The organism is Flavobacterium sp. MR2016-29, from assembly GCF_015350695.1.
GTDB lineage: Bacteria > Bacteroidota > Bacteroidia > Flavobacteriales > Flavobacteriaceae > Flavobacterium.
Genome location: NZ_JADKPU010000001.1, coordinates 987,388 through 1,013,797 on the forward strand (window position 1 = coordinate 987,388; position 26,410 = coordinate 1,013,797).

The window sequence follows — 26,410 nt, forward strand, 5'->3', positions numbered from 1 at the left end:
ATTGTTTCTAAATATAAAATCAAAAATCTTTGGAAAGAGGATTCAGCCAATCTGAATTTCGCATCAATACAACATACTGAAAAGCATAATCTCTGTTTTTAAAATTCCCCGCCAATTTTCCCTGTGGCGCCAATCCGTTAAATAAACGTCCGGTTTTAGGAAATGGAGAATTGATTCCGTTAAGCTTAAAAAGTGTTGTTGAATTTTCGATTGAAAGTTCTTTTAAATCGTTAATTCCTTCTATTTGCAACAACGATTTATTGTCATACGAAAATGGTTCTTTTGTCCAGCTTTCCGTTTTAGTATTCCAGACATTAAATTGAGAATCGACCGGCAGGCAAACCACTGAAATTATCTTTTTTGAACTTACGTGATCTGAACTCTCTAATTTAGATGCAAAATCTTCTCCTATATAATAAACCGGTACCAAATGAGCATGAAAATATCCCCACATTCCGTACAGTTTTTGATTTTCTAAATTTAAAATAGCGTATAATTGTTTGTAATTTCTAAACAATTGTTCTGGCCTGTTTACACCAGATTTGCTGTTGCTGTAACTTAAATTTTGAATTAAATATTCGAAAACAGAAAACTTGTTTTTAAGTACTTTCTCGAATTCCGTTTTGTTTTGATGAATTTCATCTAAATATTTTTGGGCAAAAAGGGATATTTCTTCAACATTCGAATCATTATATTCTTTATTTAAACCCACTCGAAGTGAATCAAATATTTTATTTTTTCCAATAAATAATTTCAGATAATTTAAATAATTTTCAAAATCCTGAACGCCATCGATTCCGATAAAAACAATTCTCTTTTCTTTTGGCAAGGATAAATTCAATGTTCTGATTTTTAAAATTTTATTATAAAAATCCTGATTTCCCCATTGTGCATGAATTTTTATCCAATACCTAAAAACTTTTTTCAACTTTTCCTCATTTCCTTTTTCTAGAAACTCATTAACTGCTGTTGCTTGGGCAAAATCTAATTCGGCAATATAATTTTTGGTTCCAACGGTTTTATTAAGGTATTTTAATAAATTAAAATCGATCAATTGTGCTTTTTGCGCGCCGTGCGATTCTCCCAAAATAATAAATTGATTCTGTTCTGCATCAGATTTAAGCAATTCCCATTGATTTTCATTTTCTAAATCAAGAGTCGATTTATTATCCGCAAGATAATTTTTGAAATTGTTTTCTTGACCAAAAATAGTTCCCAAAGAAAACAATGCGATAAGGGTTAGTTTTTTCATTTTATACTGTTTTTATGCTGTAAACTTATACTAAAGCTATTACGCCAAAAACAAGAAACAAATCAACCAAGGGAAAATTCAAATGAACGCAGGAAAATGACAAACGATAAAATTATGAAAGACAAAGTTTGTATATTTGATACAATTATCACTTCCAAAAGCGAATAAATACTTCATTCAATTCAAAAATTAATTAACAAAAAACGATGCCAACAAACAATAGAGAATTAAAACTTGCTGTTCTTATTGATGCCGATAATGTTCCGTACAGCAATGTAAAAGGGATGATGGAAGAAATCGCGAAGTTTGGAACTCCCACAACAAAACGTATTTATGCTGATTGGACAAAGCCCAACTCAAATGGTTGGAAAGCGGTTTTGCTGGAACATGCCATTACGCCTATTCAGCAATACAGCTACACGGTTGGCAAAAATTCATCAGACTCTGCTTTGATTATTGATGCGATGGATTTGCTTTATTCTGGAAAATTAGACGGATTTTGTATCGTTTCCAGCGACAGCGATTTTACGCGTTTGGCGATTCGATTGAGAGAATCTGGTATGAAAGTTATTGGTATAGGAGAAAAGAAAACGCCAAACTCCTTTATTGTAGCTTGCGACAGATTTATTTATATTGAAGTTTTAGACGGAGCTATCCAGAAGAAAAAACCAAAAACTGCAGTTGCTGCAGATGCCAAAAAACCTATTGAAAAACCTGCTGAAAAAGCATTACATAAAATTGACAAACAAACTATCGAACTTATCGAGGCCACTATCGAAGATATTGAAGACGATGATGGCTGGGCATTTTTAGGTGATGTTGGAAACTTGATCGTAAAGAAAAAACCAGAATTTGACCCTAGAAATTACGGTTTTTCTAAGCTTACGCCAATGCTGAAATCGCTGACAGATATTCTTGAAATTGATGAAAGAGAATCAGATAAAAAAGGCATTAAGCATGTTTACGTTCGCTTACGATTCAATTAACTACCAAATTATTACCTATTAAATTTTAAAAACATGAGAAAAAAATTCTTTATCTACGGATTCTTATTGTTTCTAATTGTTGCAGCAACATATTATTACACAGAGCGTGGTTTTTTACTCGTTATTATTCTGCCAATCTTATTAGTAGTTGGTGTTTATAATACCATACAGACAAAGCATGCCATTTTAAGAAATTTTCCGGTTTTGGGGTATTTCAGATATTTATTTGAAATGATCGCTCCAGAAATTCAGCAATATTTTATTGAAAGATCTACTGACGGAAAACCATTTTCCAGAAATCAGCGCTCTTTAGTTTATCAAAGAGCTAAAAATATTGATTCAAGTACACCTTTCGGAACACAATTAAACTTAAACCATGGCAGTTATGAAGGTATAAAACATTCTATTTTTCCAGCAAAAGTTAACGAAGAATTACCTCGTGTATTAGTTGGAGGAAAAGATTGCAAACAGCCTTATTTAGCTTCCTTATTTAATGTTTCGGCAATGAGTTTTGGCTCGCTGAGCGAAAATGCAGTTCGTGCCATAAATATTGGTGCTAAAAAAGGAAATTTCTATCAAAATACCGGAGAAGGCGGTTTAACCGAATTTCATCTTGCCGGCGGTGGTGATATTACATGGCAAATTGGAACAGGATATTTTGGTTGCCGTGATGCTGAAGGAAATTTTAGTCCTGAAAAATTCTCTGAAAAAGCCAATCTTTCTAATGTTAAAATGATCGAGATTAAACTTTCTCAAGGCGCAAAACCAGGCCACGGCGGCGTGCTTCCTGCTGCTAAAAATACGGAACAAATTGCTAAAATCAGAGGAGTTGAACCTAATGTTATGATTCTTTCTCCTCCCGGACATCATGCTTTTTCAGACAGTAAAGGGCTCATTCATTTTATCAAACAATTGCGTGAATTATCTAACGGAAAACCAGTCGGATTTAAATTATGCATTGGTAATACAGACGAATTTGAAGCTATTTGCCACGAAATGATTGCTGAAAACACCTATCCAGACTTTATAACAGTCGATGGTGCAGAAGGCGGTACTGGTGCAGCTCCGCTAGAATTTGCTGATGGAGTTGGAATGCCATTTGAGCCGGCATTAATCTTTGTAAACAAAACTTTAATTGGCTTAAATATTCGAGATAAAATACGCATTATAGGCAGCGGAAAAATCATTTCAGGCTATTCTATCTTACATGCTGTTGCTCTTGGTGCAGACATGTGTAACAGTGCACGCGGTTTTATGTTTTCATTAGGCTGTATTCAAGCACTTCGATGCCATAATAACGAATGCCCAACGGGAGTTGCCACGCAAAACAAAATGTTAATGAAAGGTTTGGTTGTCACTGATAAATCAGATCGTGTGTACCATTTTCATAAAAATACTTTACATTCTGCCAATGAACTTTTAGCTGCAGCAGGCAAAAAAAGTTTTTCTGATGTTGATCCTAATATTTTTATGCGCGGCGATGAGTTTTCACATCTATCAGATACTTATTTTCCTGATATTTTAACAAATGTTCGAAAACAATAAAAATAAAAAAGCCTCTTTAAAATTTTAAAGAGGCTTTTTTATTTAAAGTACTATTTCTCCATAAATTAAAGTTTTGCAGTTGCCTTGTTTTCGGTAGAACTTTCTCCATTTTCCAAAACAGCTAATTCTTCTGGACCAACTAATTGTTTTGCAAGAATAATATTATTGTAAGATAAAAAATACACATCAAACTTTACTCCTTCATTTATTAGTTCTGGAGAAATCTGATTGTTTTTTACCATTTCTTGCAATAAACTCGGAAAAGAAGTACTAGTAGCTAATTTATTTGACTCATTTCCCTCCAAATTAGTTTCAATTCTTATCTCAATTTTATTATCATTTAAAAATGCTTTAGCACTTGTGCTTACAATATTATTGCCCTTTATAGAAGACGAAATATTGTAATTACTCACATGATCCTGAATTTTTTGCTTGGTATTTTTACAACTTGTCAATGATAATAAAGCAATAGCAACAAATACGATTTGGGTAATTTTTTTCATAATTTTTTGGTTATTTAGTTAATTTTTAACTCAAACATAATAAACTTACAAGACAAAAACAATTTATAACCACAAATATTTGAATACAAATTAGTTATCAGAAAATAGCTAAAAAACAGGCAGTACTAATATTGCCTTTACAGAACCCATAAAAAAAACAGAAAAGCCCCTTTAAACTCAATTAAAGAGGCTTAATAATATTAAATTCCAAAGTTTTATTTCACTTGAAATTATTATTTTACTACTTCATTTATAGTTTCTTTATTTAAAATTTGTTTTTCGAAAACCGTATTATCATCTGCTAAATAATAGGCGTCAAATTGAATACCTTCTTCAATTAATTCTTTTGGAATCTGACCTTTATTTATCATTTCTTTCAACAGTTTAGGAAATTGTGCAGCAGCCAATTTTTTATCAGATTCGTTTTGTTTTAAATCTGTTTCAAATCGCAATTCAATCTTGTTGTCATGTATATAACCTCTTGCAGTCGTAAGCGTAACATTCTCGCTTTTAAAACTTTTTGCAGATTCATTATAAGATATAACATATTCCTGAAGTTTTTGCTGTGAATTTTTACAGCCGATCTGCATTAGCATAAAAACAATTGCAAACGAAATTTTGATTATTTTTTTGATCATGTTTTATAATTTATTTTAGTTTTTGAAGTCGTAAAAGCGCTTCTAAATAATAATAATCAGCATAATTAATAGAACAGTCAATTTCGCTTCCAGCCGGTTTATGACCTGTTGCATGAAGCAGAAAAGCCGAATTGACATCACGGCTCTGGTAATTATTTGAAAGTGAGACAATCATTTTTTTAGATTTTGTCAAGTATTCGTTCTTCAGCGTTTTATCAGTTGTATAAGAACTTAATTCAATTAATGCGGAAGAGACAATCGCAGCTGCGGAAGCGTCTCTTGGCGCATTTGGAATATCCGGAGCGTTAAAATCCCAATACGGAACCAAATCACTTGTTGTTAATTTATCCAAATAAACACGGGCAACTTTGTGAGCAAAATCTAAAAACCTAGGATCTTTCGTTTCTCTGTAAACCATTGTAAATCCGTAAATTGCCCAAGCCTGACCGCGTGCCCACATACTGTCATCGCTATATCCTTGAGCAGTAATTCCTTTTATTTTTTTTCCTGTCTCGTAATCGTAAATTAAGACATGATACGAAGAATAGTCAGGCCTGAAATGATTGTTCATTGTTGTTTCGGCATGTTTTACTGCAATATCATACAGTTTTTTATTTCCGCCGTTTTTAGAAGCCCAAAAAAGCAATTCTAAATTCATCATATTGTCTATAATTGTATTATGTCCTCCATATTTATTATGTGGCCAAGATTGAATTGTGCCTACTTTTGGATTAAAAAGCGTTGCTAAAGTATCGGCAGTTTTCAGAATAATATCTTTATATTCTGGATTTTTAGTCAAACGGTATCCGTTTCCGAAACTATTAAAAACCTGAAAACCTAAATCGTGATCGCCAGCCTTGCTTACTGACAATGGCGTTAGAAATCTGCTGAATTTATCAGCTTCTTTTTCCCATTTTTTGTCTCCAGTTGCTTCATATAAATACCATAATTCTCCTGGCCAAAAACCGCTCGTCCAATCTTTATAACCCACAAACTTCCATTCTTTGCTTCCATTCGGAACTGTTCTCGGAGAAGTTCCGTCATTCGGAATCACTTTTAATGTTTTTGATGCTTGGTCTGCACAGTATTCAAGTTGTTTTTTAACATTGAATGGAGTGCTCTTTTGAGAATACAGATTGTTTCCCAAAAAAAATAAAGCTAGAATTAGTGTCGTAAGTCTTGTAATCATGTGGTTATTTTTTTGATAGTCTTTTTGAATCGATAAATTTAGAAAATAAAGTAGATGTATCCGAATCTTTGTATTTTTGTTTACCTTAAAAAGTACTAATAAATCTCCTTAGAATTGAATAAAACCCGTATCTACTATTTCATATTATTTCTTTTCATTATTTTCCTTGGAATCATGTCAAGAAAAATTGAGCTTATTCCGCTTTGGATCGGTGATTTTCTGTATGCAGTTATGATGTATGTTTTGATTAGAATTTTCTTTATGAATAAAAAAGCTTCAATGATATTGCTGTTTTCTTTATTAGTTTGCTGCGGAATTGAGTTTTTTCAGCTCTATCAAGCCGATTGGGCAATTACATTAAGAAAAACGCTTTTTGGAAGATACGTTCTCGGGCAAGGTTTTCTATGGAGTGATATTATGGCTTATACCTTTGGAACTGGCTTTGCTTTTATTATTGAAAATTTTATTTTACGAAAAATCAATCCAGTGTCTGCGTAATTTTATCAATATTTAAACTGTTTGCCATAGCTGTAAATATCTCATAATAAACTGATTTATTATCGTATAATGCATCATGAGTCCCTTTTTCAACACATCTTCCCTGCTCTAAAACGATTATGTTTGAAGCGTCAATAATTTGAGAAATACTGTGAGAAATGATAATTACGGTTCTGTCTTTTTTTATTGCATCAAGCGATTTTTTTATCTGTTCTGTAGCTATTGCATCTAAACTTGCGGTTGGTTCATCTAAGAAAATAATCGGCGGATTTTTTAAGAACAGTCTCGCAATTGCAATTCGCTGCTGCTGTCCTCCCGAAAGCAAATGAGCATCTGAGTCATAGCCTTTTGGCAATTGCATTACTTGCTCGTGAATATAAGCTTGTTTTGCAGCATCTATAATTTCTATTTGTGACGCTTCTGGCTTTCCGTATAAAATATTTTCAGCGATTGTTCCTTTAAAAATATGATTTTTCTGCAATACTAATCCAATATTTTTTCGAAGAAAATCAGTATCATAATCGTTTAAATCGACTCCATCTAAATAAATTTTTCCTGAAGAAGGCAGGTAAAACTTGTCTAATAAATTGATAACGGTACTTTTTCCTGCACCGCTTAATCCTACCAAAGCAGTTGTTTCGTTTGGTTTTATGGTAAAATTAATATTCCACAATGCTTGAGTTCCGTTTGGATAAATAAAATCAACATTCTCAACTTCTATCAAGCCAGCGATTTTTTCAGGAATATAATTACCGCTTGTTTCTTTTTCGTTATCCGATTCTAGAATATCAAAAAAACCTTCAGAATAAATCAAGGCATCGTTGACTTCATCATAAATCCTGTGCAATTGCCTTATTGGCGCTGACACATTATTAAACAGCATGATATGAAACATAATTGCACCAATAGTCATTGTATTATTCAATACAAAATACGCTGTCAAAATAATGATAATAACCACGCCTATTTGTTCAATAAAACTTTTTATGCTTTCAAAAATAAAACTGGTTTTTCTGGTTGCCAATTGATTTTCGGTCATTTCGAATTGAATTTTCTGATGACGATCAGCTTCCATTGGTTCACGAACAAAAGATTTAATAACGGTTATCGATTCGATTAAGCTAATAATTCCGTTATTCTTCGTTTCGCGATACGTACGCATTCTTCTTCTAAAACCGCTCAATTTACTTGCCTGTAATTGACTTATATAAAAGTAAATGGGAATAATACACAAGCTAACTAAACCTACATACATATTCGCATAAAACATCAATAACAAAGCAACAAAAGCGTTTGTAAACAAAGGCAAAATATCAATAAAAAAGTTCTGAACCAATCGTGTTAAACTGCTGATTCCTAAATCAATTCTAGTTTGAAGTTTCCCGCTTTCATTTTCGTTTGAAGTGTAAAACTCCATTCTATAGCTCAGAATTTTTTCGACTATCGCCTGAGAGATATCACGGGTTATAAATATTCGAAGTTTTTCTCCATAAAATTTCTGTCCAAATTGCACCACAGAATATACCAACTCTTTAGAAAGCAAAACGATACTGATAATTCCCAATAAATGAAATCCTTTTGATAAAGGTTCGTGCGCTACCATTAAATTACTGATAGTGTCAACAGTATACTTTAATATTAATGCATTTATCTGCGCTGCAAACGATCCTAAAAATGTAAGCAATAAAGTAGCAATAACCATCTTTCTGTAAGGCCTAACAAAAGGAGTTATTTTTTTATATAAAACGGATACCTGCATTTATTTTAATTTTAGGCAACTTATCAAATATAAGAATTCTAAATTTGTGTTTCAAATAACTCGGAACTTAAAATATATTACAATGCAACTTGTTTTCGCTTCAAATAATCTTAATAAAATCAAAGAAATTCAAAGTATCTTAAACGGATCTATACAATTATTAAGTCTCTCAGACATTGGCTGTCATGAAGAAATTCCTGAAACAGCAGATACTATTGAAGGAAATGCGATTTTGAAAGCTAATTATGTAACTGAAAAATATGGTTACAATTGTTTTGCAGATGATACTGGTTTAGAAGTTATATCTTTAAACGGAGAACCTGGAGTATATTCAGCGAGATATGCCGGCGAACAAAAAAATGCAGACGATAATATGAATAAGCTTTTAGAGGCGCTAAAAAACAAATCAGATCGCAGTGCACAGTTCAAGACCGTTATAGCCTTAAATTTAAATGGAAAACAGCATTTATTTACCGGAATTGCAAAAGGAGAAATCACATTAAACAAAACTGGGAATCATGGTTTTGGCTATGATCCTATTTTTAAGCCTGAAAATTATACCGAAACGTTTGCCGAATTGCCTTTGGAAATCAAAAATAAAATTGGCCATCGCGGAAAAGCAACTTACCAACTAATTGATTTCCTGAACTCCACAAAATAATTGTTTAAAATACAACATTTTAAAGGCAAAATTTTATATTTCACGACGTGTTTTTTCGGGATTTTCTTCAATTTCTGGTATAAATCATTTTACATTAAACATAACTTTTTGATTATCAAATCATAAGAAATACATAATTCTTAAAATTGCATTAGTTTATGTGAATAATTAACAGTAATTTTGCACCCTATTTTAAATACACATATGAATAAATTTGAACAATTAGGATTGAATGAATCGTTACTGAAGGCGATTTTAGATCTAGGATTTGAAAATCCGTCAGAGGTACAGGAAAAGGCGATTCCCCTATTATTGGAAAAAGACACAGATATGGTTGCGTTGGCTCAGACAGGGACAGGGAAAACGGCAGCTTTCGGTTTTCCGCTAATTCAAAAAATTGATGCTGACAATAGAAACACACAAGCATTAGTTTTATCGCCAACACGAGAACTTTGTTTACAGATTACCAACGAACTTAAAAACTACTCAAAATACGAGAAAGGTATTAATGTGGTAGCAGTTTACGGCGGGGCTAGTATTACAGAGCAAGCTAGAGAGATTAAAAGAGGAGCACAAATTATTGTGGCAACTCCAGGAAGAATGCAAGACATGATCAACAGAGGTTTAGTAAACATTAAAAATATAGATTACTGTATTTTGGATGAAGCTGATGAGATGTTGAACATGGGATTCTATGAAGACATCGTATCTATTTTATCAGATACTCCAGATCAAAAAAGTACATGGTTGTTCTCTGCAACTATGCCACAAGAGGTTGCTAGAATTGCAAAACAATTCATGAGCGATCCAGTTGAAATTACTGTTGGAGCTAAGAACTCAGGTTCTGCAACAGTTTCTCACGAATTTTACTTAGTAAATGCTCGTGACCGTTACGAAGCTTTAAAACGTTTAGCCGATGCAAATCCAGATATTTTCTCTGTGGTTTTCTGTCGTACTAAAAGAGATACACAAGCTGTAGCTGAAAAATTAATTGAAGATGGATACAGCGCTGCTGCATTGCACGGAGATTTATCTCAGGCGCAACGTGATGGTGTAATGAAATCTTTCCGTGGAAGACAAATTCAGATGCTTGTTGCTACTGACGTTGCTGCACGTGGAATTGACGTTGATAATATTACTCACGTAGTAAACTACCAACTTCCTGACGAAATTGAAACTTACAATCACCGTTCTGGACGTACTGGTAGAGCTGGAAAATTAGGAACTTCTATTGTTATTGTTACAAAAAGCGAGTTGCGTAAAATTTCATCTATCGAAAGAATCATCAAACAAAAGTTTGAAGAAAAATCTATCCCGTCTGGAATCGAAATTTGCGAAATTCAATTATTGCACTTAGCTAATAAAATTAAAGATACTGAGGTTGATCACGAAATTGACAATTACTTACCAGCAATCAACAACGTTCTTGAAGGTTTATCTAAAGAAGAGTTGATTAAGAAAATGGTATCGGTAGAATTTAATCGTTTCATCGCTTATTACAAGAAAAATAGAGATATTTCATCTCAATCTGGTGAAAGACGTGAAAGAAGTGATTCTGAGCCAAGAGAATTCAACAATAACGGAGCAGTTCGTTATTTTGTAAACATCGGTTCAAGAGACAACTTCGACTGGATGACACTTAAAGATTACTTGAAAGAAACATTAGACTTAGGTCGTGATGACGTTTTCAAAGTTGATGTAAAAGAAGGTTTCTCTTTCTTTAACACTGATCCTGAACACACTGATAAAGTAATGGAAGTATTAAACAACGTACAATTAGAAGGACGTCGTATTAATGTTGAAATTTCTAAAAATGATGGTGGCGGAAGACGTGACCATAACGGACGTTCTGGTGGCGGAAGAAGTTCTGGAGGACCAAGAAGAGAAGGAAACTTTGCTCCAAGACGTGAAGGTTCTGGTGGCGGAGGTTTTAGAAGCGATAGAAACGCTGCTCCAAGAGAAGGCGGTTTCAGAAGCGACAGAAATTCATCTGCTCCAAAAAGAGAAGGTGGTTTTAGAAGCTCAGCTCCAAGAAGCGAAGGTGGTTCAGACAGAGCTCCAAGACGTTCTGAGAGCTTTGGTGATTCACCAAGACCAAGAAGACCAAGAAGAGACTAAATAAGTCAACATCTTAAAATATAAAATCCCAGATTCCAGACATAATTGGAATTTGGGATTTTTTTTTCAAAAAATCTTCATTCAGGCGGATGAGTTTTGTAATTCAAAACAATTTAATTTAAATCTTTTATCTCTTTTTAGTTAAATACTAAAAGCAACACTTCTTTCGTCTGTTAATTTTCTTATAATTATATTCGAAGACTGCGAAATATTTAATCCCTATTTACTACTTTTAGTGCTTTAAATCAGGATATGAAATATTTCGCAGTTTTCTTTTTTATACTACTATCAAGCATTGGTTTTGCCCAAGAGACAGAATCTACAGCACCTCAAAGAGTTTCTGGCTATATCTTTAACGATAATACCAAACAGCCTCTTCCTAACGTAAATGTCATAAACAAAAACAAAGTTCTCGGCGCTATGTCTGATGCTAAAGGTTATTTTGAAATTGATGTACAGCCAAATGATACCCTTCATTTCTCCATTTTAGGATTTCAGTCGCTTCGTATTAGAGTAACCAATGACTGGATAAAAAACAAAATCACAAGAATTCAGCTTACAGAAAAAGCAATTGCGCTGGAAGAAGTGGTTATTGCACCTTTTAATTTGACTGGATATCTTGAAATCGATTCAAAATTAATTCCAACAAAAGAAAACTACCGTTATAGTATTTCAGGCCTTACACAAGGTTATGAAGCAGGTGAATATTCTCCAAATGCTTTCGGAAAAGTATTGGGATCTATTTTTAATCCGGCCGATATGCTCTACAATTTCTTTGGAAAAAACGGAAAAGAACTCAAAAAGTTAAAAGACATGAAGAAAGATGACACAATCAGAAATCTTCTTGAAACTAAATATGACCGTGAAACACTTGCCATTCTTTTAGGAATAACGAAAGAAGAAATTCCAGAGATTCTGCAACGATGCAGTTATTCTGATTCTTTCATTCAGACTGCTAACGATTTACAAATCTTAGATGCAATCAGCGGTTGTTACGAACAATATAAAGTATTAAAACGTAATTAATTTACTTTTAAATAAAAATAAAAATCCTCATTTTCGAATCGTAAATGAGGATTTTTTATTTTGAATATTAACAACAAAAAACAAAAGTATGAGTGCAATACCTTTTCAAACCATTGATTGGAATCTTATTAAGAAAACTGAACATCCGGGAGAAAGCGGAACAGCTTATTGGCAAACATTACAATTAGGAGGTTTGCGTATTAGAAAAGTTACCTATTCTGAAAAATACACTGCTGATCACTGGTGTCAAAAAGGGCACATTGTACACTGTCTGGAAGGAGAATTTATAAGCGAATTAGAGAATGGACAAGAGTTTAGACTTTCAAAAGGAATGACTTATGTTGTTTCTGATGATCTTAGTTCTCACCGTTCTATTACAGCAAAAGGCGTTGAGTTATTAATAATCGATGGAGACTTTCTAAGATAAAATTGTAAACAAATCAGAATATTATAGTTACATTTACTTACAATCAAAAAAGAAATTAATTAAATTTAAATATTATGGCAAAGAGTCAAGATGCTAAAAAAACAGCAAAAAAAGAACCGTTAAAAACGGCTAAAGAGAAAAAAGAAGAAAAAAGAGAGAAGAAAAATACTCCTAAAAGAGATTAGTTTTCAGTTGCAGTCGCAATTTTCAGTTTTTATGAGACTGAAAACTGCGACTGAAAACTGAAACTAAAAATTATTTCACTGGAATATTTGAAAGAATTTCTAAGACAAATTTCCAATATTTTTGAGCAGATGAAATACTTGCTCTTTCATCTGGTGAGTGCGCACCGTGAATAGTTGGTCCAAAAGAAATCATATCCATATCCGGATAATTTGTTCCTAAAATACCGCATTCTAAACCAGCGTGACAAGCTACTACTTTTGGTTTTTCTCCATTTTGCTTTTCATAAATACCTACTAACGTATCTAATATTTCAGAATTTACATTTGGTGTCCAGCCTGGATAAGAACCAGAAAGTTCTACTTCGCAGCCTACTAATTCAAAAGCAGAACGAAGAGAATTAGCTAAATCAAATTTTGAAGTTTCTACAGAAGAACGCGTTAGACATCCAATAGATATTTCACCATCTTTTATGATAACACGAGCGATATTATTTGACGTTTCAACCAAATCAGCCATATCTGCACTCATTCTGTAAACGCCGTTATGAGCAGCATAAATAGCACGAATAATTCCTTCCTGAACCCCTAAATCCATCACTTTTGCAGGTAAATCGCACTTCACGATTTCGATAGATAAATTTGGTTCTGTTGTTTTATATTCTGCTTTAATATCATTAATGATTTCCTGCATATCAAAAATATACGCTTCATCGAACATTTCAGAAATAATCACTTTTGCTACACTTTCTCTCGGAATTGCATTTCGCAAACTTCCTCCATTAATTTCTGCTACTTGCAAACCGAAGTTTTCAAAAGCATCAAACAACAGGCGGTTCATGATTTTGTTAGCGTTTCCTAAACCTTTATTGATATCCATTCCTGAATGACCTCCATTTAAGCCTTTCACTGTAATGATATGACCTACTGATCCTTCTGGAACTTCTTCTTCATGATACGTCCTTGTAGCTGTCACATCGATTCCGCCAGCACATCCTATATCAATTTCATCATCTTCTTCAGTATCTAAATTCAAAAGAATCTGACCTTGAAGAATACCGCCTTTCAGGTTTAAAGCACCTGTCATTCCTGTTTCTTCATCAATTGTAAACAGTGCTTCGATTGCAGGATGCGGAATATCTTTACTTTCTAAAATAGCCATAATTGTAGCCACTCCTAACCCATTATCAGCACCAAGTGTTGTACCGCGCGCGCGAACCCAGTCACCGTCAACATACATGTCAATTCCTTGGGTATCGAAATCAAAAACCGTATCTGCATTTTTTTGGTGCACCATATCAAGATGTCCCTGCATTACAATCGCTTTGCGATTTTCCATTCCTGCAGTTGCTGGCTTTCTGATAATTACATTTCGAATTTCGTCTTCAAAAGTTTCTAAACCTAAGCTGTTTCCAAAGTTTTTCATGAACTCTATTACACGTTCTTCTTTCTTTGACGGACGAGGAACAGCATTCAAATCTGCAAATTTATTCCACAGTGCTTTAGGTTCCAGATTTCTTATTTCCTGACTCATTATATTTTGTTTGAAGTTTAACAATTAAGAATGTCAAAGTTACAAAGTTTATATTTTTTTCTGCCACAAATTTCACGAATTAGCACTAATTATATGCTTTAAAATCAAACTCGATAATTACAATCTTTTTTTAGTTAGAATATTGTATTTATATTTACGTATCCAAAATTTATGATGTGAAATCAAAATACATTTTACCTTTATTTTTAGTAATTCAAATTATCTTTTTAAAAGTCCTTCCCTTCTTTCCGGATTTTGTAGAAGGCGCCTATAGCAACAACCTGTACATCCGAATTTCGCACTTTCTGAGAACCATTTTTGGTAAAATTCCTTTTTCTGTTGGCGATCTTATTTATGGCATTCTACTCTTGTCTATAATTAGCTGGTTTTGGCAAATCAGAAAAACATGGAGAACAGACTGGAAGGATCATCTTTTAAAAATTTTAGGCAAAATTTCCGTGTTTTATTTTTTCTTTCATATTCTTTGGGCATTCAATTATTATCGTGAGCCTTTATTTCAAAAAATGGATATCAAAAGAGATTATACTGATGCAGAATTGCTTGCATTTACAAAAAAACTAATTGTAAAGACAAATGAAATTCAATTTCAAATCACGAAGAATGACAGCTCTAAAATAGTTTTTCCATACTCTCAAAAAGAGGCTTTTAAGATGAATTTAGACGGATATAAAAATCTTGCAGAAGAACATCCGTACTTTAAATATGAAATTTTAAGCGTGAAAAAATCCCTTTTTAGTTTGCCTTTAACTTATATGGGTTTTGGAGGTTACTTAAATCCGTTTACGAATGAAGCTCAGGTTAATGATTTATTGCCAATGTATAACTTCCCGGCCACCACTTGTCACGAAATGGCGCATCAAATGGGATATGCGAGCGAAAGTGAATGCAATTTTATTGGCGTTTTGGCATCAATTAAAAATAAGAATTTATATTACCAATATTCTGGTTACAGCTTTGCTTTACGGTATTGCTTAGGCATTTGGCAAGTTAAAAATGAGAAAATTTTTAATCAACTGAAAAAAACGGTTCATGTCGGAATTTTAAAAAACTATCAGGAAAGCCATGATTTTTGGAAGCAATATGAAACACCAATTGAAACTGGTTTTGAAATCTTTTATGATAATTTCTTGAAAACAAACAATCAAAAAGACGGAATGGACAGTTACAGCAAGTTTGTAGATTTGATGGTGAATTATTATAAAACTCGAAAATTATAATTATTTTTCGCTGCAGATTATATTATTAAAATAATTTATCTGTCGCAAAAAAACAAAACGCATTGTAACAAAATACATTACAATACTACTAATACATTATGAGCGAAAGTCTAGAACAATCATTTGTTGCGCAATTGCAGGCAAATCAGAATATAATCCACAAGATTTGTAGATTATATACTGCCGGCGAAGACGCTCACAAAGACTTGTTTCAGGAAATCACAATTCAGCTCTGGAAAGCATATCCTAAATTTAGGGGCGACAGCAAATTTTCGACTTGGACGTATCGCGTTGCTTTGAATACCGCAATTACCTTATACCGAAAAACCAAACGAACCGTATCGACAGTAGAATATGAAAGTCATCAGCACTTTGTAAAAGATGTTGATTACAATTATGAAGAGGAAGAACAAATTAAACTGATGTACAAAGCGGTTTATCAGCTTAATGACATCGAAAAAGCATTAGTTTTTATGTATTTAGAAGACAAAGATTATCAAGAAATAGCCGAGACCTTAGGGATCAGCGAAGTGAATGCGCGCGTGAAGATGAACCGAATTAAAGGGAAACTTAAAAAAATACTAAATCCTTAAAAATTATTATGAAAGAACTGGATTTATTAAAAAAAGATTGGAAAAAGAACTCGGATTCTTTTGAGCAAATTTCTGCAAATGAAATCTACAAAATGATTCACAAAAAGTCCTCTTCAATTGTGAAGTGGATTTTGATTATCAGTATTTTGGAGATTTCATTTTGGACTTTTTCAAATTTATTTCTCAATACGGATGATCTTTTTAAAAAAATCAATCATCCAGGAATTGTTATGACACTTGAATATTTAACCTACTTCAATTATTTAGTTGGTTTAATTTTTATATTCATTTTTTATAAAAACTATACAACTATTTCTACCACTATTGCAACAAAATCATTAATGGGTTCTATTCTTAAAACCCGTAAAACAGTTCAGTACTATGTTTGGTACAACTTAGGGATGATGGTAATTATAGCAATATTAAGCTTTTTTGTTGCCTTTGTTTACAACCCTGACATGGATTTTTTACGAGAAAAACTGGCAGTAAACGGAAAAGCAATGTTTTTTACTATCGGAATTTTAGTACTGATAATTTTAGGTTTATTTGGAATGTTCTGGTGTTTTTACCGATTACTTTACGGAACTTTATTACGCAGATTGTACGCTAATTATAAAGAGCTGAAGAAGATAGATTTTTAAGAAATGCACAAAGAATCAGAGTTGCAAAGTGGTAAAGGTTTTTTAAAAACTTCAATATAGAAATTCGAATTAGTGAAACTAGAAAAAATCTAAAATCCGAAATTTAGTAATCCCATTGTCTTAACTTATTAAGTTCTTCCTGTGCTTTGATTTCTTCGGCTGGAATAACTTTTAAGAATGATGGATGCTGTTCGATTGCGTATTCTACTTTTTCTACGATTTGGTCGATGGTATCGTTTTCATAATCAATATCAAGTGGTTCTTTGATGATGAATGATTGCAGAATTCCTTTCTTTTTCATTCGCAATCCTTTTTTATCAAACGAACGGCGGAAACCGTCAATAACTATCGGAATGACAATTGGCTTATGCTGTTTAATAATATGTGCAGTTCCTTTACGAACAGGTTTAAACGATTTGGTAGTTCCTTGCGGAAACGTAATTACCCAGCCATCTTCGAGAGCAATTTTAATATTTTCTGTGTCATTTGGGTTGACATCGCGTTTTTCAGTTACATCAACACCTTTTGCGCGCCATGTTCTTTCAACAGTAATTGCTCCAACATATGCTAAAATTCTCGGTAATAAACCAGCATGCATTGTTTCTTTGGCCGCGACATAATAGATATTCATTTTAGGCTCCCATAAATAGCCAATGTTCTTAATGGTATCTTGACGTCCGCTTAAACTTGCGTTAAACACATGAAACATCGCCACCACATCAGCAAAATAAGTTTGATGATTGGATATAAACAGAACATTTGTATCTGGCAATGTCTTAATAATTTCAGATCCGTCAATCTGCAAATCATTAAAACCTCTATATCTTCTATGAGTCATGGCTCCTAAAATTCGGATTAACCACTTCTTGATGAATAATATATGTCCAAAAGGATTTCGTTTAAACAATCCCATAGCTGTTTATTGTGTTTTTTTATTACGTCGCAAACATACAAAAATTATTCTTTTAGCAATAGTACTAAACAATTTCAGAAATAAATTACTATCACAATGAATATCAAATTGTTAAATTTATGTTTTTACAGATTTTCGTTAAAAGTTGTTTTCAAAACATCTCTAAGTTCGCTTAAGATCATAGCTGTTGCTCCCCAAACAACATGATTTTGAATATTAAACGCCGGCACTAAAACATTGGCAGCATAAGAAGTTGACAACGTGGCTTCGATAATAATTTCGTCATCTAAAAAAACAGATAAAGGCAGTTCGATAATAGAGGCAACTTCTCGAACATCTGGAGAAAACAAAAGTTCTTCTTTCGCAATTCCCAAAAAGGGATGAACCAAAAAATTACTTGGCGGAATGTACATTGGCGAGAACTCCTTGATCACTTTAATTTTTTCAGGAAGAACTCCCACTTCTTCATGCGTTTCTCTTAAAGCAGTAGCTTCAAAATTAACATCTGTGGTTTCATATTTTCCTCCAGGAAAGGCAATTTGTGATGAATGCACGCCATTATAAGCATTTCGAACAATCAAAACTAAATGTGTTTCTTCATTTTTAGGGTAAAATAACATCATTACCGCCGCAATTCTCGGATTTTTTGATGTTATATCAAGACTTTTAAGCTCTTCTATTCTGCCTTTTGGTGCCATTTTAATATGCGCAAAAGTCGCCGGAAGTTCAACTGGAATTAAATTAGGAACATATTGCAAAAAATCTTGAAAATCCATAATCAAAGTTTATTTTTGTACTTTCAAATAAAATATAAATATAGTCTAGAAAACGCGTTTCTACAAGTTTTCTAAAACCAAAGCCTTAAAAATGTACAGTAGAGAAGAATCACAAAAGATAAAAAGAGAATTTTGGGTGGCTTTCGCCGAGAAATATCCGCGCAAATGGGTTCTATATGACACCAAGATTAAAGATTTCTCTTTTAAATTTTATGTGGATAATAAAAAAGCTCAAGTTTTAATTGACATCGAACACAGAAGTGATGAGAAGCGAAATGCTTATTATGAAAAAGTAGAAGCTTTAAAAAATATTTTGGAAGAAGAATTTATCAAAGATTTGGTTTTCGAAAAAAATCACACTTTGGAAAGCGGCAAAACAATTAGCCGAATTTGGGTAGAGAAAGAAGGCGTAGGTTTTAGTAATAGAAATAATTGGGATGCTATTTTTGATTTCTTTTTCGAAAAAATGCATGCGCTCGAAATGTTCTATTTAGAATATGATGAGTTTATTAAAGATATTGAGTAAGTCCTTTTGCAAATTACTATCCCGAGTTTAGGGAATAAGTTTTTACAACAACGGCGATAAGTTTATTGAACTTATTGCCGTTGTTTTTTTATAGAGAATAACCAAATATCAACACTATTAATATCACAGTAAAATCAAGACATTACAACGCTAATTCTATAATTTTAAGATATTTAAAAAATAATTAATAAAGAAATACCTATAATCGATACAATTTAGGTCAAAATTTTTATATTTGAAAAACCTAAATCTGTAATGAAGAAAATTTTATTGGTGTTTTTTTTAGTTTCATTTTCAAAAAACTATGCACAAACTGATTATGCTTACGTTTACAACAATGATTCTATAATTAGTAAAGGGAACAACTTCTACAACGATAAAAAATACGATGAAGCCCTAAAAGAATATAATAAAATCAGCAAAATAGATCCTAGATATCTAAATGCACAATACGAAATAGGTTTAACACTCAGCGCTCAAGAAAAGAAAAGCGAGGTAAAAGCACTTCTGGAAAATTTATATGCAAATGGTAAAATGCAGGAATATCCAGAATTGTTTAAAATGTACGCTATTTTTTTAAGCAACGAAAAGGAATACGATTTATCTGAAAAAATCTTCAAGGAGGGCGAAAAATATATGCCAAATTATTCTCCTTTTCTATACAATTTCGCAATCTTATATATTAGAAAAAAAGAAAATCAAAAGGCTCTTGAGCTTTTAGAGCGTATTATTACAAATGATCCAAATCATGCGGGATCTCATTATTTATTAGGAATAATGGCTTTTGAAAACGGAAAAATTGTAGAAGGAACTCTTGCCATGATGAGTTATCTTGTTATTGCTCCAACCGGTCAATTTGCGAGTCAGGCAGTTTTAAACCTGAATGCTAATTTTGGACAAAATTATCTGGAGGAAAACAAACTGGTTTTTTCAAAATCTGGAGATAATTTCGAAGAGATCGAAACCATTTTACGAAATCAATTACCTCTAAAAAAAGTATACAAAATAAAATCAAGTATTGATGATGTTATAACACGTCAGGTACAAGCTGTTGCAGAATATGCTGCAGAACACAAAATGAGCGATGGTTTTTTTGAAACTACATATCTTCCATGGGTTAAAGATCTTGTTGCAAAAAATCAGTTAGAAGGATATTCTTATTACAGTTTGCTTTCTATGGAAGACAAAATTGGTAAAGAATTAGCCAAACAAAAGAAAAAAATGACTTCTTTTCGTGATGATTATCTCTTGAAAGATTTTTGGTCTTCTTTTGGAAAAAGAAAGTTAGATGTTTTTGGAAATGTTGAAGATGTCGTAGTTTCTGTTAGAAATGAAAGACCTTTTATAATTGGACCGCAAATAAATGGAGAATTTCAGGGAAAGAGCAAATATTTAAATGTACTTGGCAATTTAAATGGAGAACTTAATTTTAAAGATGGACTTCTTGACGGTCTTCAAAAATATTATGATGAAAAAGGCAAGCTTATAGAAGAAAAATATTTTACTGCAGGAAAATTAAATGGAAAGAGAACTACTTATTACGAAAACGGAAATATAGCTTTAACAGAGAATTATAAAGAAGATAAGCTTGACGGCATCAGTACTTCTTATTTCCCAAATGGCGGAAAAAACTGTGAAATAAATTTTACAGAAGGGGAACGAAACGGAACTCTGGTTTGTTTGTATGAAGTTGGAACTAAAAAAAATGAAATAGATTATGCAAACGGAAAACTAAGCGGAAAATACAACTCTTACGACGAATCTGGAGCGCTGACAGAAACTTATAACTGCTTAGATAATAAAATTGAAGGAAACTATTTAGAATATTTTGACGGCAAAACGATCAAAGCTGAAGCTCTTTACAAAAATGGTTTTATCGAAGGAAGTTACAAATCATATTATTCAAATAAAACACTGGAAAAAGAAAATATTTGTGCTTTAGGATCTATTCTGAAATCTACAGAATACTTTCAAAATGGTAAAAAATCATTTGAAAGTATTTACAATAATAAAGGAGAACTTGAAACCTACAGTTGTTTTGATACTTACGGAAATAAATATTTTGAAGAAAAACACAAAGGCGGTGAATTAAAATCTGGCACTCAATTTACTGCAATTGCTCCAAAAGGAACCGAAGTAAATGTTACTAAGAAAACTTTTGAAATGAAAAATTTTGACGGTACTCCTAGAATTAAAGGTGCTTTTGAAAAAGGCAAAAAAACAGGCGAATGGAATTATTTATTTTCATCTGGAGTAACACGCCTAAAAGAGTTTTATATTAATGGAAAAACAGAAGGCCTAAGTACAAATTACAACACAAATGGCCAATTGTCAAGCATTAGCAATTTTAAAAATGATACCATCAGCGGCCGTTACGAAGTTTATGACGGAGACAAAGTAAATCAGCTTTATAACTATGAAAAAGGACAGCAAAACGGACCTTTTAAAACTTTTTATGCTGATGGCGCAGTAAGTACTGAAGGTTATATGATAGCAAATGATGTTGCTTATGATAAATACACTTACTCTCAAGATGGAAATATCTCGATTATCGATCATTACATAAACAGTTATGTGGCAAGCCGAAAAACATTTGATTCTAAAGGAAAACTGGAAAATGAAATTGATTATAAAAACAAATCCGGGAAATTTAATTATTCGTTTAATGGCGGTATTTATACCAAAAATTATGAACTGAAAAATGGAATTTTAAATGGAAAACTTATCTCTCAGGACAAATTTAAAACGAACATAATCGAAGCTGAATACATTAACGGGCTTCTTCATAATTCATATAAAAAATATAGTCCTGTAGGATCTCTTTTATTTGAGAAAAGCTACTATTGCGGCAGATTAAACGGTCTTAACAAATATTACGATTATGTTGGAAATTTAAGGCTGACAGAAGAATATACTTTTGGCAGTGAAAACGGAAAAACCATTCGTTATTACAACAACAAATCGAAGATGATGGAATATACACAGGTAAACGATGCAATTGAGGGAGAAACTATATATTACAATCAAAAAGGCGAACCTTTGGTAATTCTTGGTTATGAGAACAATATGCCAAAATATTTTATCAGAAAAAGCAAAACGGGCGAATTAAACGACAAAGTAAACATTGAGAACCAAACAGCTGAAATTTCATCTTCATATCCAAACGGAAAAATTGCAATTCAATTTGCTATAAGCAAAGGAAGTTTTAACGGTAAATTCATCATCAACAATGTTGAAGGAAAATTAGAATACGAATGCACTTATAAAAACAGCAATTTAGAAGGAGACAGAATTGAGTATTATGCTAATGGAAAACCTTATAAAAAAGAACACTTTATAAATAATTCTTTTGAAGGACAGCAGCAATACTTTAAGGAAGACGGAAATCTTTGGGCTGATGTCTCTTTAAAAAGTGACGAACTGCACGGAAATACATTAATTTATAATGCTGGCAAACTAATAGCAACAAAAAAATATGATTCAGATGAATTGGTCGAAATTATCAAATAAGCCTTTTATTTTGATTGCTTTTTTTGTTTTTTATTCCATTTCGAGTACAGCACAAAAATCTTTTCAGGATATTAAAAATCTATATCCAGATCACAACGAAGTTGTTCTGGATAATTATGAATTGTATGATATTTCGATTGAAAACAATTCTCCTAAAATCATTCAGGACAATCATTATGAATCGATAATTTTAACACAAAACGGAATTTTCAACAACAAGGAATCGTTTTCCTATTCTGATTTAATTCCGCTAAAAAGTTACGATGCTTATACCGTTATCAATGAAAACGGAAAAGAGAAAAAGATAAAAGTTACACAGACAATTGAAAAACAGTCTGAACAAAGTTCTGTTTTTTATAATGATGTAAAAGAGCGCCAGCTTACGTTTCCTAATATCGAAACTGGGGCAAAAAAAGTATACAATTATCAAACGCAATTTTTAGATCCGCATTTGCTTCATAAATTTATATTTGGAGGTTCAATGCCTATTCAAAATTCTACATTAGAAGTCAGAACAGACAAAAATATTGTGATTGACTACAAAATTTTTAATGATCCAGACAAAACAATCGTTTATTCTAAAACAGAAAAAAAAGGAAAATGGGTACACAAATGGACTTTGTCTGACATAAAAGCAGCCAAATTTGAAGATAATTCTCCAGGCTTTTTATACCAAGTACCACATGTCGATTTTTATATTAAAGAGTATACTTCAAATGGAAAAACTACTCCAGTTTTAGGAGATATTCCGGAATTGTTCAACTATTATAAAGATTTTGTAAAAGACCTTAATAAAAAAGAAGATCCAGAATTAAAAGCGCTTACTTTAGAAATTACAAAAGATAAAGGTACAGATGAAGAAAAGGTAAAGAGTATTTTTTATTGGGTAAAAGAAAACATTAAATACATTGCTTTTGAGAATGGTTATGAAGGATTTATTCCGCGTGAAGCCAGTTTGGTATTCGAAAGAAAATTTGGCGACTGTAAAGATATGGCCAGCATTATTTCGTGTATGGCAAAATATGCAGACGTAAAAAATGTAACTGTCGCCTGGATAGGAACACGCAGTATTCCTTATTCGTATAATGATTTGGCAACGCCATCTGTAGACAATCATATGATAGCACTTTTCAAAAAAGGTGATACTTACGTTTTCTTAGATGGTACTGATAAAGAAACACGTTACGGAATACCAACTGCTTTTATACAAGGAAAAGAAGTTCTTTTCAGTGAAAACGATCAATATAAAATTTATCCCGTTCCTGTAGTTCTAGCAAATCAAAATGAAGTTAAGGAAAAAATTGATTTAAAAATCGAAAACACAAAGCTTACAGGAACGGCAAAAATGGATCGTTTTGGTTATAACCGAAGCCACATTTTGATGCAAATTGGAGACGCATCGAACAAAGCGCGCCAAGAAATGATCAAATCTTTGGTTTTAAAAGGGAATAATAAATTCAATTTAAAAGATTTTAAAGAGGAAAATTTAAATGATAAAGAGCTTCCTTACTCTATTGATTATACTTTTGAGCTTGACAATTATATTGTAAAAGTCGATAAGGAAATTTATGTGAATTTATTTTTAGATAAAATTTTAGAAAAAGCCACTATTGCAAAAGATAGAGTCGCTCAATATGAATTTGATTATTTAACCCAATTTACAACGCAATACGCGTTAGAAATTCCTAAAAACTGCAGCATAAAATACTTGCCAAAAAACTTTGATTTAGACAATGATTATTTGAAAGCGCATTTTACTTATGAATTGAAAAATGATATTTTATATTTAAATGTCAGCTTGGCGCAAAAAAAATTATTACTAAACAAAGCCGATTTTGAGCCTTGGAATGAAACCATCAAAAAACTAAAAACTAACTATAACGAAACCATAATTTTACTAGAAAAATAATGAAAAAACAATTATTAAAAACCATTTTTACCTTTGTCGCACTGCTGAGTACGTCGGTTTTTTTTGCTCAAGATTACAGTTTTAAAAATTACGACTGGAACGAAAAAGAAACTAAAATTGAGGTTCCGAAAAAGTACGAGACAGAAAAAGAAATTATTTTAAGCCGTAATGTAAAAATAGAGGTTGTAGTGAATAAAAATACTGCTACCCAATATCGTTTGATACACGAAAAAAAATACATCAACTCTGATGACGCAATTGAACGAAATAATAAAGTTTATATTCCTTTTGGAGACGAAGAGAACGTATTGATTACCAAAGTTCGTGTAATTCTAAAAAATGGAAAAGTAATCAACTTAGACAAAAAAGATATTAAAGAAGAAGTTGATCAGGAAAAAGGTATGAAATACAACTATTTTGCGCTTAACGGACTTGAAAAAGGTGCTCTAATCGAAAAGTTGTACATTATAGAAGAAGCTCCAGATTTAAAAGGAAACACTATTAAGATGCAAGATCAGTATCCTATAGCTGATTTTAATTTTGAATTAATTGCTCCTGCACATCTTGTTTTTAAAACCAAATCGTACAACGGATTAAGCGAGCCTGTTTTAGATGAAAAAAAGATCGAAAACAAAAAAGTATGGAGCATTTCTGAAAAAGACATAACTGCTTTAAAAGATGACGAAGCTTACTCTAACTGGGATGTCAAATTAAAACTTTTTCGCTATAAATTAGATGCCAACTTATTTTCTGGAGGCAAAAACTTGAATAACTTTAAAGAATATGCAACAACAACTTATGAAAGAGTCAATCCTGTTTTAGACAAAAAACAAGAAAAAGCAATTGCCACTTTCTGCAGTTCTATACCTGATTCTAAAGATCCTCAGGAACAAATCTGGAACATCGAAAACAAGATAAAAAAAACGATTATTTATGATAAATACATCGATTCAAAAGAAAACTTAAGCGATGTTATCAGTACAAAACAGGCAAATAGTTTAGATATTATTAAATTGTATGTGGCTGTTTTTAAATATTTTAAAGTCGAACAAAACCTTGTTTTTACCACAAGCCGTTACAAAGTTCCTTTTGATAAAGATTTTGAAAGCTATGAAAACCTAAATGACTTTTTATTCTATTTTCCTGGTATAAAAAAATACCTTTCTCCTACTGAAATTGAATACCGTTTACCACTTTTCCCTAATTATTTAGGAAATAACAACGGATTATTTATTAAAGAAAAGGTGTTTGCCGGCGTATCAATGGGAATTGGAGAAATTAATTTTATTGAGATTCCCGGAACTGAAATCACGCATGATTTTATGGATATTACAGTTGACTTTACTAAAGACCTTGAAAACCCATTAATTACAAGTCACATGACGTACGGAGGATATTCTGGAATGAATTTTCAGCCTATAAAAGATTTTGTTTCTGCAGATCAGTATAAAACCATGCTGAAAAGTATTTCTGAGAATTATACTTTACAAAGTGAATACAAAACACTTACGACTGAAAATGACGGAACTGAATTCATTGGTAAACAGCCCTATAAATTGAATTTGACTTTTGATGGAAAAGATATGATTCAGAAAGCTGGTGAAAATTATTTATTTTCTGTTGGACAAACAATTGGAAGACAAATGGAATTCTATCAAGAAAACAAACGTGTGCTTCCTATAGAGATTGATTATCCGCACTATTACACGCGTAAAATCAAAATAATTTTGCCAGACGGAGCTAAAATCAAAAATCTGGATAAGTTTGTAATGAACTTTAAAACCGATTTAAACGGAAAAACTGAAGCTGCTTTTACCAGTAATTACGCTCAAAACAAAAACGAAGTAACAATTGAAAATACTGAATTTTACAATATTATCAATTATCCTTTAACAAGCTTTGAACAATACAAAGCAGTTATCAACGCTGCTGCCGATTTTAATAAAATTGTGGTTATTGTGACGCAGTAAAACTTAAAGTTTTAAA

The 26,410-nt window shown here is 32.2% G+C and carries 22 protein-coding genes; 14 read left to right on the forward strand and 8 right to left on the reverse strand.

Features of this window, described 5'->3' with window-relative positions:
* Positions 1-19 precede the first annotated feature (19 nt).
* Positions 20-1,252 carry a hypothetical protein gene (locus IR010_RS04470; protein WP_194601935.1) on the reverse strand — a complete coding sequence of 411 codons (1,233 nt, stop codon included), beginning with the start codon at positions 1,250-1,252 and terminating at the stop codon, positions 20-22.
* 206 nt (positions 1,253-1,458) lie between these two features.
* Between IR010_RS04470 and IR010_RS04475 the strand changes: the two genes are divergently transcribed.
* Together IR010_RS04475 and IR010_RS04480 are read left to right on the forward strand one after the other, a co-directional pair.
* Positions 1,459-2,238: an NYN domain-containing protein gene (locus IR010_RS04475; RefSeq protein WP_029269048.1), complete on the forward strand. Its 780-nt coding sequence runs from the start codon at positions 1,459-1,461 to the stop codon at positions 2,236-2,238.
* Between the two features lie 33 nt (positions 2,239-2,271).
* Positions 2,272-3,783 (forward strand): FMN-binding glutamate synthase family protein, encoded by a 1,512-nt coding sequence (locus tag IR010_RS04480; protein ID WP_194601938.1) that lies wholly within the window; start codon positions 2,272-2,274, stop codon positions 3,781-3,783.
* Between the two features lie 65 nt (positions 3,784-3,848).
* Here IR010_RS04480 and IR010_RS04485 read toward each other — a convergent pair whose 3' ends face one another.
* The 3 genes from IR010_RS04485 to IR010_RS04495 form a co-directional block, all read right to left on the reverse strand.
* Positions 3,849-4,286, reverse strand: coding sequence for a hypothetical protein (locus tag IR010_RS04485; protein WP_194566974.1), 438 nt, complete (start codon positions 4,284-4,286; stop codon positions 3,849-3,851).
* A 233-nt stretch (positions 4,287-4,519) separates the two neighbouring features.
* Positions 4,520-4,924, reverse strand: a complete 405-nt coding sequence (locus IR010_RS04490) for a hypothetical protein (protein ID WP_194601941.1) — start codon at positions 4,922-4,924, stop codon at positions 4,520-4,522.
* Positions 4,925-4,934: 10 nt separating this feature from the next.
* Positions 4,935-6,113 (reverse strand): glycoside hydrolase family 88 protein, encoded by a 1,179-nt coding sequence (locus IR010_RS04495; RefSeq protein ID WP_029269040.1) that lies wholly within the window; start codon positions 6,111-6,113, stop codon positions 4,935-4,937.
* Between the two features lie 174 nt (positions 6,114-6,287).
* Between IR010_RS04495 and IR010_RS04500 the strand changes: the two genes are divergently transcribed.
* A complete protein-coding gene (locus IR010_RS04500; RefSeq protein ID WP_194601944.1) occupies positions 6,288-6,611 on the forward strand; it encodes a DUF2809 domain-containing protein in 324 nt (107 codons plus the stop codon).
* Here the strand turns inward: IR010_RS04500 and IR010_RS04505 are convergent.
* Entirely contained in the window at positions 6,592-8,370 is a 1,779-nt protein-coding gene (locus IR010_RS04505; RefSeq protein WP_194601947.1) for an ABC transporter ATP-binding protein, read from the reverse strand. The genes IR010_RS04500 and IR010_RS04505 overlap by 20 nt on opposite strands.
* An 82-nt stretch (positions 8,371-8,452) precedes the next feature.
* On the opposite strand from IR010_RS04505, the gene IR010_RS04510 reads away from it, so the two are divergent.
* The 4 genes from IR010_RS04510 (at position 8,453) to IR010_RS04525 (ending at position 12,602) form a co-directional block, all read left to right on the forward strand.
* The gene (locus tag IR010_RS04510; RefSeq protein ID WP_194601949.1) at positions 8,453-9,031 is read left to right on the forward strand and encodes a non-canonical purine NTP diphosphatase; all 579 of its coding nucleotides are present in this window, start codon (positions 8,453-8,455) and stop codon (positions 9,029-9,031) included.
* A gap of 204 nt (positions 9,032-9,235) precedes the next feature.
* Positions 9,236-11,149 carry a DEAD/DEAH box helicase gene (locus tag IR010_RS04515; protein WP_029269032.1) on the forward strand — a complete coding sequence of 638 codons (1,914 nt, stop codon included), beginning with the start codon at positions 9,236-9,238 and terminating at the stop codon, positions 11,147-11,149.
* Between the two features lie 252 nt (positions 11,150-11,401).
* A complete protein-coding gene (locus tag IR010_RS04520) occupies positions 11,402-12,175 on the forward strand; it encodes a carboxypeptidase-like regulatory domain-containing protein (RefSeq protein ID WP_029269031.1) in 774 nt (257 codons plus the stop codon).
* Between the two features lie 88 nt (positions 12,176-12,263).
* On the forward strand, positions 12,264-12,602 hold the full coding sequence (locus IR010_RS04525) for a DHCW motif cupin fold protein (RefSeq protein ID WP_194601952.1): 339 nt from the start codon (positions 12,264-12,266) through the stop codon (positions 12,600-12,602).
* Between the two features lie 255 nt (positions 12,603-12,857).
* Here the strand turns inward: IR010_RS04525 and IR010_RS04530 are convergent, their stop codons facing one another.
* A complete protein-coding gene (locus IR010_RS04530; protein ID WP_194601955.1) occupies positions 12,858-14,318 on the reverse strand; it encodes an aminoacyl-histidine dipeptidase in 1,461 nt (486 codons plus the stop codon).
* A 176-nt stretch (positions 14,319-14,494) separates the two neighbouring features.
* On the opposite strand from IR010_RS04530, the gene IR010_RS04535 reads away from it, so the two are divergent.
* From IR010_RS04535 to IR010_RS04545, 3 genes are all read left to right on the forward strand, one after another.
* The gene (locus IR010_RS04535) at positions 14,495-15,556 is read left to right on the forward strand and encodes a DUF3810 domain-containing protein (protein ID WP_194566985.1); all 1,062 of its coding nucleotides are present in this window, start codon (positions 14,495-14,497) and stop codon (positions 15,554-15,556) included.
* Positions 15,557-15,654: 98 nt separating this feature from the next.
* Positions 15,655-16,149: an RNA polymerase sigma factor gene (locus IR010_RS04540; RefSeq protein WP_029269026.1), complete on the forward strand. Its 495-nt coding sequence runs from the start codon at positions 15,655-15,657 to the stop codon at positions 16,147-16,149.
* 8 nt (positions 16,150-16,157) lie between these two features.
* Positions 16,158-16,790, forward strand: a complete 633-nt coding sequence (locus IR010_RS04545; protein WP_029269025.1) for a hypothetical protein — start codon at positions 16,158-16,160, stop codon at positions 16,788-16,790.
* A 103-nt stretch (positions 16,791-16,893) separates the two neighbouring features.
* Here IR010_RS04545 and IR010_RS04550 read toward each other — a convergent pair whose 3' ends face one another.
* Entirely contained in the window at positions 16,894-17,703 is an 810-nt protein-coding gene (locus tag IR010_RS04550; protein ID WP_029269024.1) for a lysophospholipid acyltransferase family protein, read from the reverse strand.
* A gap of 125 nt (positions 17,704-17,828) precedes the next feature.
* Positions 17,829-18,479 (reverse strand): NUDIX hydrolase, encoded by a 651-nt coding sequence (locus IR010_RS04555; RefSeq protein WP_194601958.1) that lies wholly within the window; start codon positions 18,477-18,479, stop codon positions 17,829-17,831.
* Positions 18,480-18,570: 91 nt separating this feature from the next.
* Here IR010_RS04555 and IR010_RS04560 point away from each other — a divergent pair, with 91 nt between their 5' ends.
* The 4 genes from IR010_RS04560 (at position 18,571) to IR010_RS04575 (ending at position 26,394) form a co-directional block, all read left to right on the forward strand.
* A complete protein-coding gene (locus IR010_RS04560; protein ID WP_029269021.1) occupies positions 18,571-19,005 on the forward strand; it encodes a DUF4268 domain-containing protein in 435 nt (144 codons plus the stop codon).
* A 255-nt stretch (positions 19,006-19,260) separates the two neighbouring features.
* Entirely contained in the window at positions 19,261-22,515 is a 3,255-nt protein-coding gene (locus IR010_RS04565; RefSeq protein ID WP_194601961.1) for a toxin-antitoxin system YwqK family antitoxin, read from the forward strand.
* The gene (locus IR010_RS04570; RefSeq protein WP_194601964.1) at positions 22,481-24,424 is read left to right on the forward strand and encodes a DUF3857 domain-containing protein; all 1,944 of its coding nucleotides are present in this window, start codon (positions 22,481-22,483) and stop codon (positions 24,422-24,424) included. The genes IR010_RS04565 and IR010_RS04570 overlap by 35 nt, the downstream gene beginning before the upstream one ends.
* A complete protein-coding gene (locus IR010_RS04575) occupies positions 24,424-26,394 on the forward strand; it encodes a DUF3857 domain-containing protein (RefSeq protein WP_194601967.1) in 1,971 nt (656 codons plus the stop codon). Before IR010_RS04570 ends, IR010_RS04575 begins: the two co-directional genes overlap by 1 nt.
* The last annotated feature ends 16 nt before the right edge of the window (positions 26,395-26,410 follow it).

Excerpts from the sequence above, each read along its gene's own strand:
- IR010_RS04470 (WP_194601935.1), bottom strand. The coding sequence starts at position 1,252 with ATGAAAAAACTAACCCTTATCGCATTGTTTTCTTTGGGAACTATTTTT.
- IR010_RS04475 (WP_029269048.1), top strand. The coding sequence starts at position 1,459 with ATGCCAACAAACAATAGAGAATTAAAACTTGCTGTTCTTATTGATGCC.
- IR010_RS04480 (WP_194601938.1), top strand. The coding sequence starts at position 2,272 with ATGAGAAAAAAATTCTTTATCTACGGATTCTTATTGTTTCTAATTGTT.
- IR010_RS04485 (WP_194566974.1), bottom strand. The coding sequence starts at position 4,286 with ATGAAAAAAATTACCCAAATCGTATTTGTTGCTATTGCTTTATTATCA.
- IR010_RS04490 (WP_194601941.1), bottom strand. The coding sequence starts at position 4,924 with ATGATCAAAAAAATAATCAAAATTTCGTTTGCAATTGTTTTTATGCTA.
- IR010_RS04495 (WP_029269040.1), bottom strand. The coding sequence starts at position 6,113 with ATGATTACAAGACTTACGACACTAATTCTAGCTTTATTTTTTTTGGGA.
- IR010_RS04500 (WP_194601944.1), top strand. The coding sequence starts at position 6,288 with ATGTCAAGAAAAATTGAGCTTATTCCGCTTTGGATCGGTGATTTTCTG.
- IR010_RS04505 (WP_194601947.1), bottom strand. The coding sequence starts at position 8,370 with ATGCAGGTATCCGTTTTATATAAAAAAATAACTCCTTTTGTTAGGCCT.
- IR010_RS04510 (WP_194601949.1), top strand. The coding sequence starts at position 8,453 with ATGCAACTTGTTTTCGCTTCAAATAATCTTAATAAAATCAAAGAAATT.
- IR010_RS04515 (WP_029269032.1), top strand. The coding sequence starts at position 9,236 with ATGAATAAATTTGAACAATTAGGATTGAATGAATCGTTACTGAAGGCG.
- IR010_RS04520 (WP_029269031.1), top strand. The coding sequence starts at position 11,402 with ATGAAATATTTCGCAGTTTTCTTTTTTATACTACTATCAAGCATTGGT.
- IR010_RS04525 (WP_194601952.1), top strand. The coding sequence starts at position 12,264 with ATGAGTGCAATACCTTTTCAAACCATTGATTGGAATCTTATTAAGAAA.
- IR010_RS04530 (WP_194601955.1), bottom strand. The coding sequence starts at position 14,318 with ATGAGTCAGGAAATAAGAAATCTGGAACCTAAAGCACTGTGGAATAAA.
- IR010_RS04540 (WP_029269026.1), top strand. The coding sequence starts at position 15,655 with ATGAGCGAAAGTCTAGAACAATCATTTGTTGCGCAATTGCAGGCAAAT.
- IR010_RS04545 (WP_029269025.1), top strand. The coding sequence starts at position 16,158 with ATGAAAGAACTGGATTTATTAAAAAAAGATTGGAAAAAGAACTCGGAT.
- IR010_RS04550 (WP_029269024.1), bottom strand. The coding sequence starts at position 17,703 with ATGGGATTGTTTAAACGAAATCCTTTTGGACATATATTATTCATCAAG.
- IR010_RS04555 (WP_194601958.1), bottom strand. The coding sequence starts at position 18,479 with ATGGATTTTCAAGATTTTTTGCAATATGTTCCTAATTTAATTCCAGTT.
- IR010_RS04560 (WP_029269021.1), top strand. The coding sequence starts at position 18,571 with ATGTACAGTAGAGAAGAATCACAAAAGATAAAAAGAGAATTTTGGGTG.
- IR010_RS04565 (WP_194601961.1), top strand. The coding sequence starts at position 19,261 with ATGAAGAAAATTTTATTGGTGTTTTTTTTAGTTTCATTTTCAAAAAAC.
- IR010_RS04570 (WP_194601964.1), top strand. The coding sequence starts at position 22,481 with ATGATTCAGATGAATTGGTCGAAATTATCAAATAAGCCTTTTATTTTG.
- IR010_RS04575 (WP_194601967.1), top strand. The coding sequence starts at position 24,424 with ATGAAAAAACAATTATTAAAAACCATTTTTACCTTTGTCGCACTGCTG.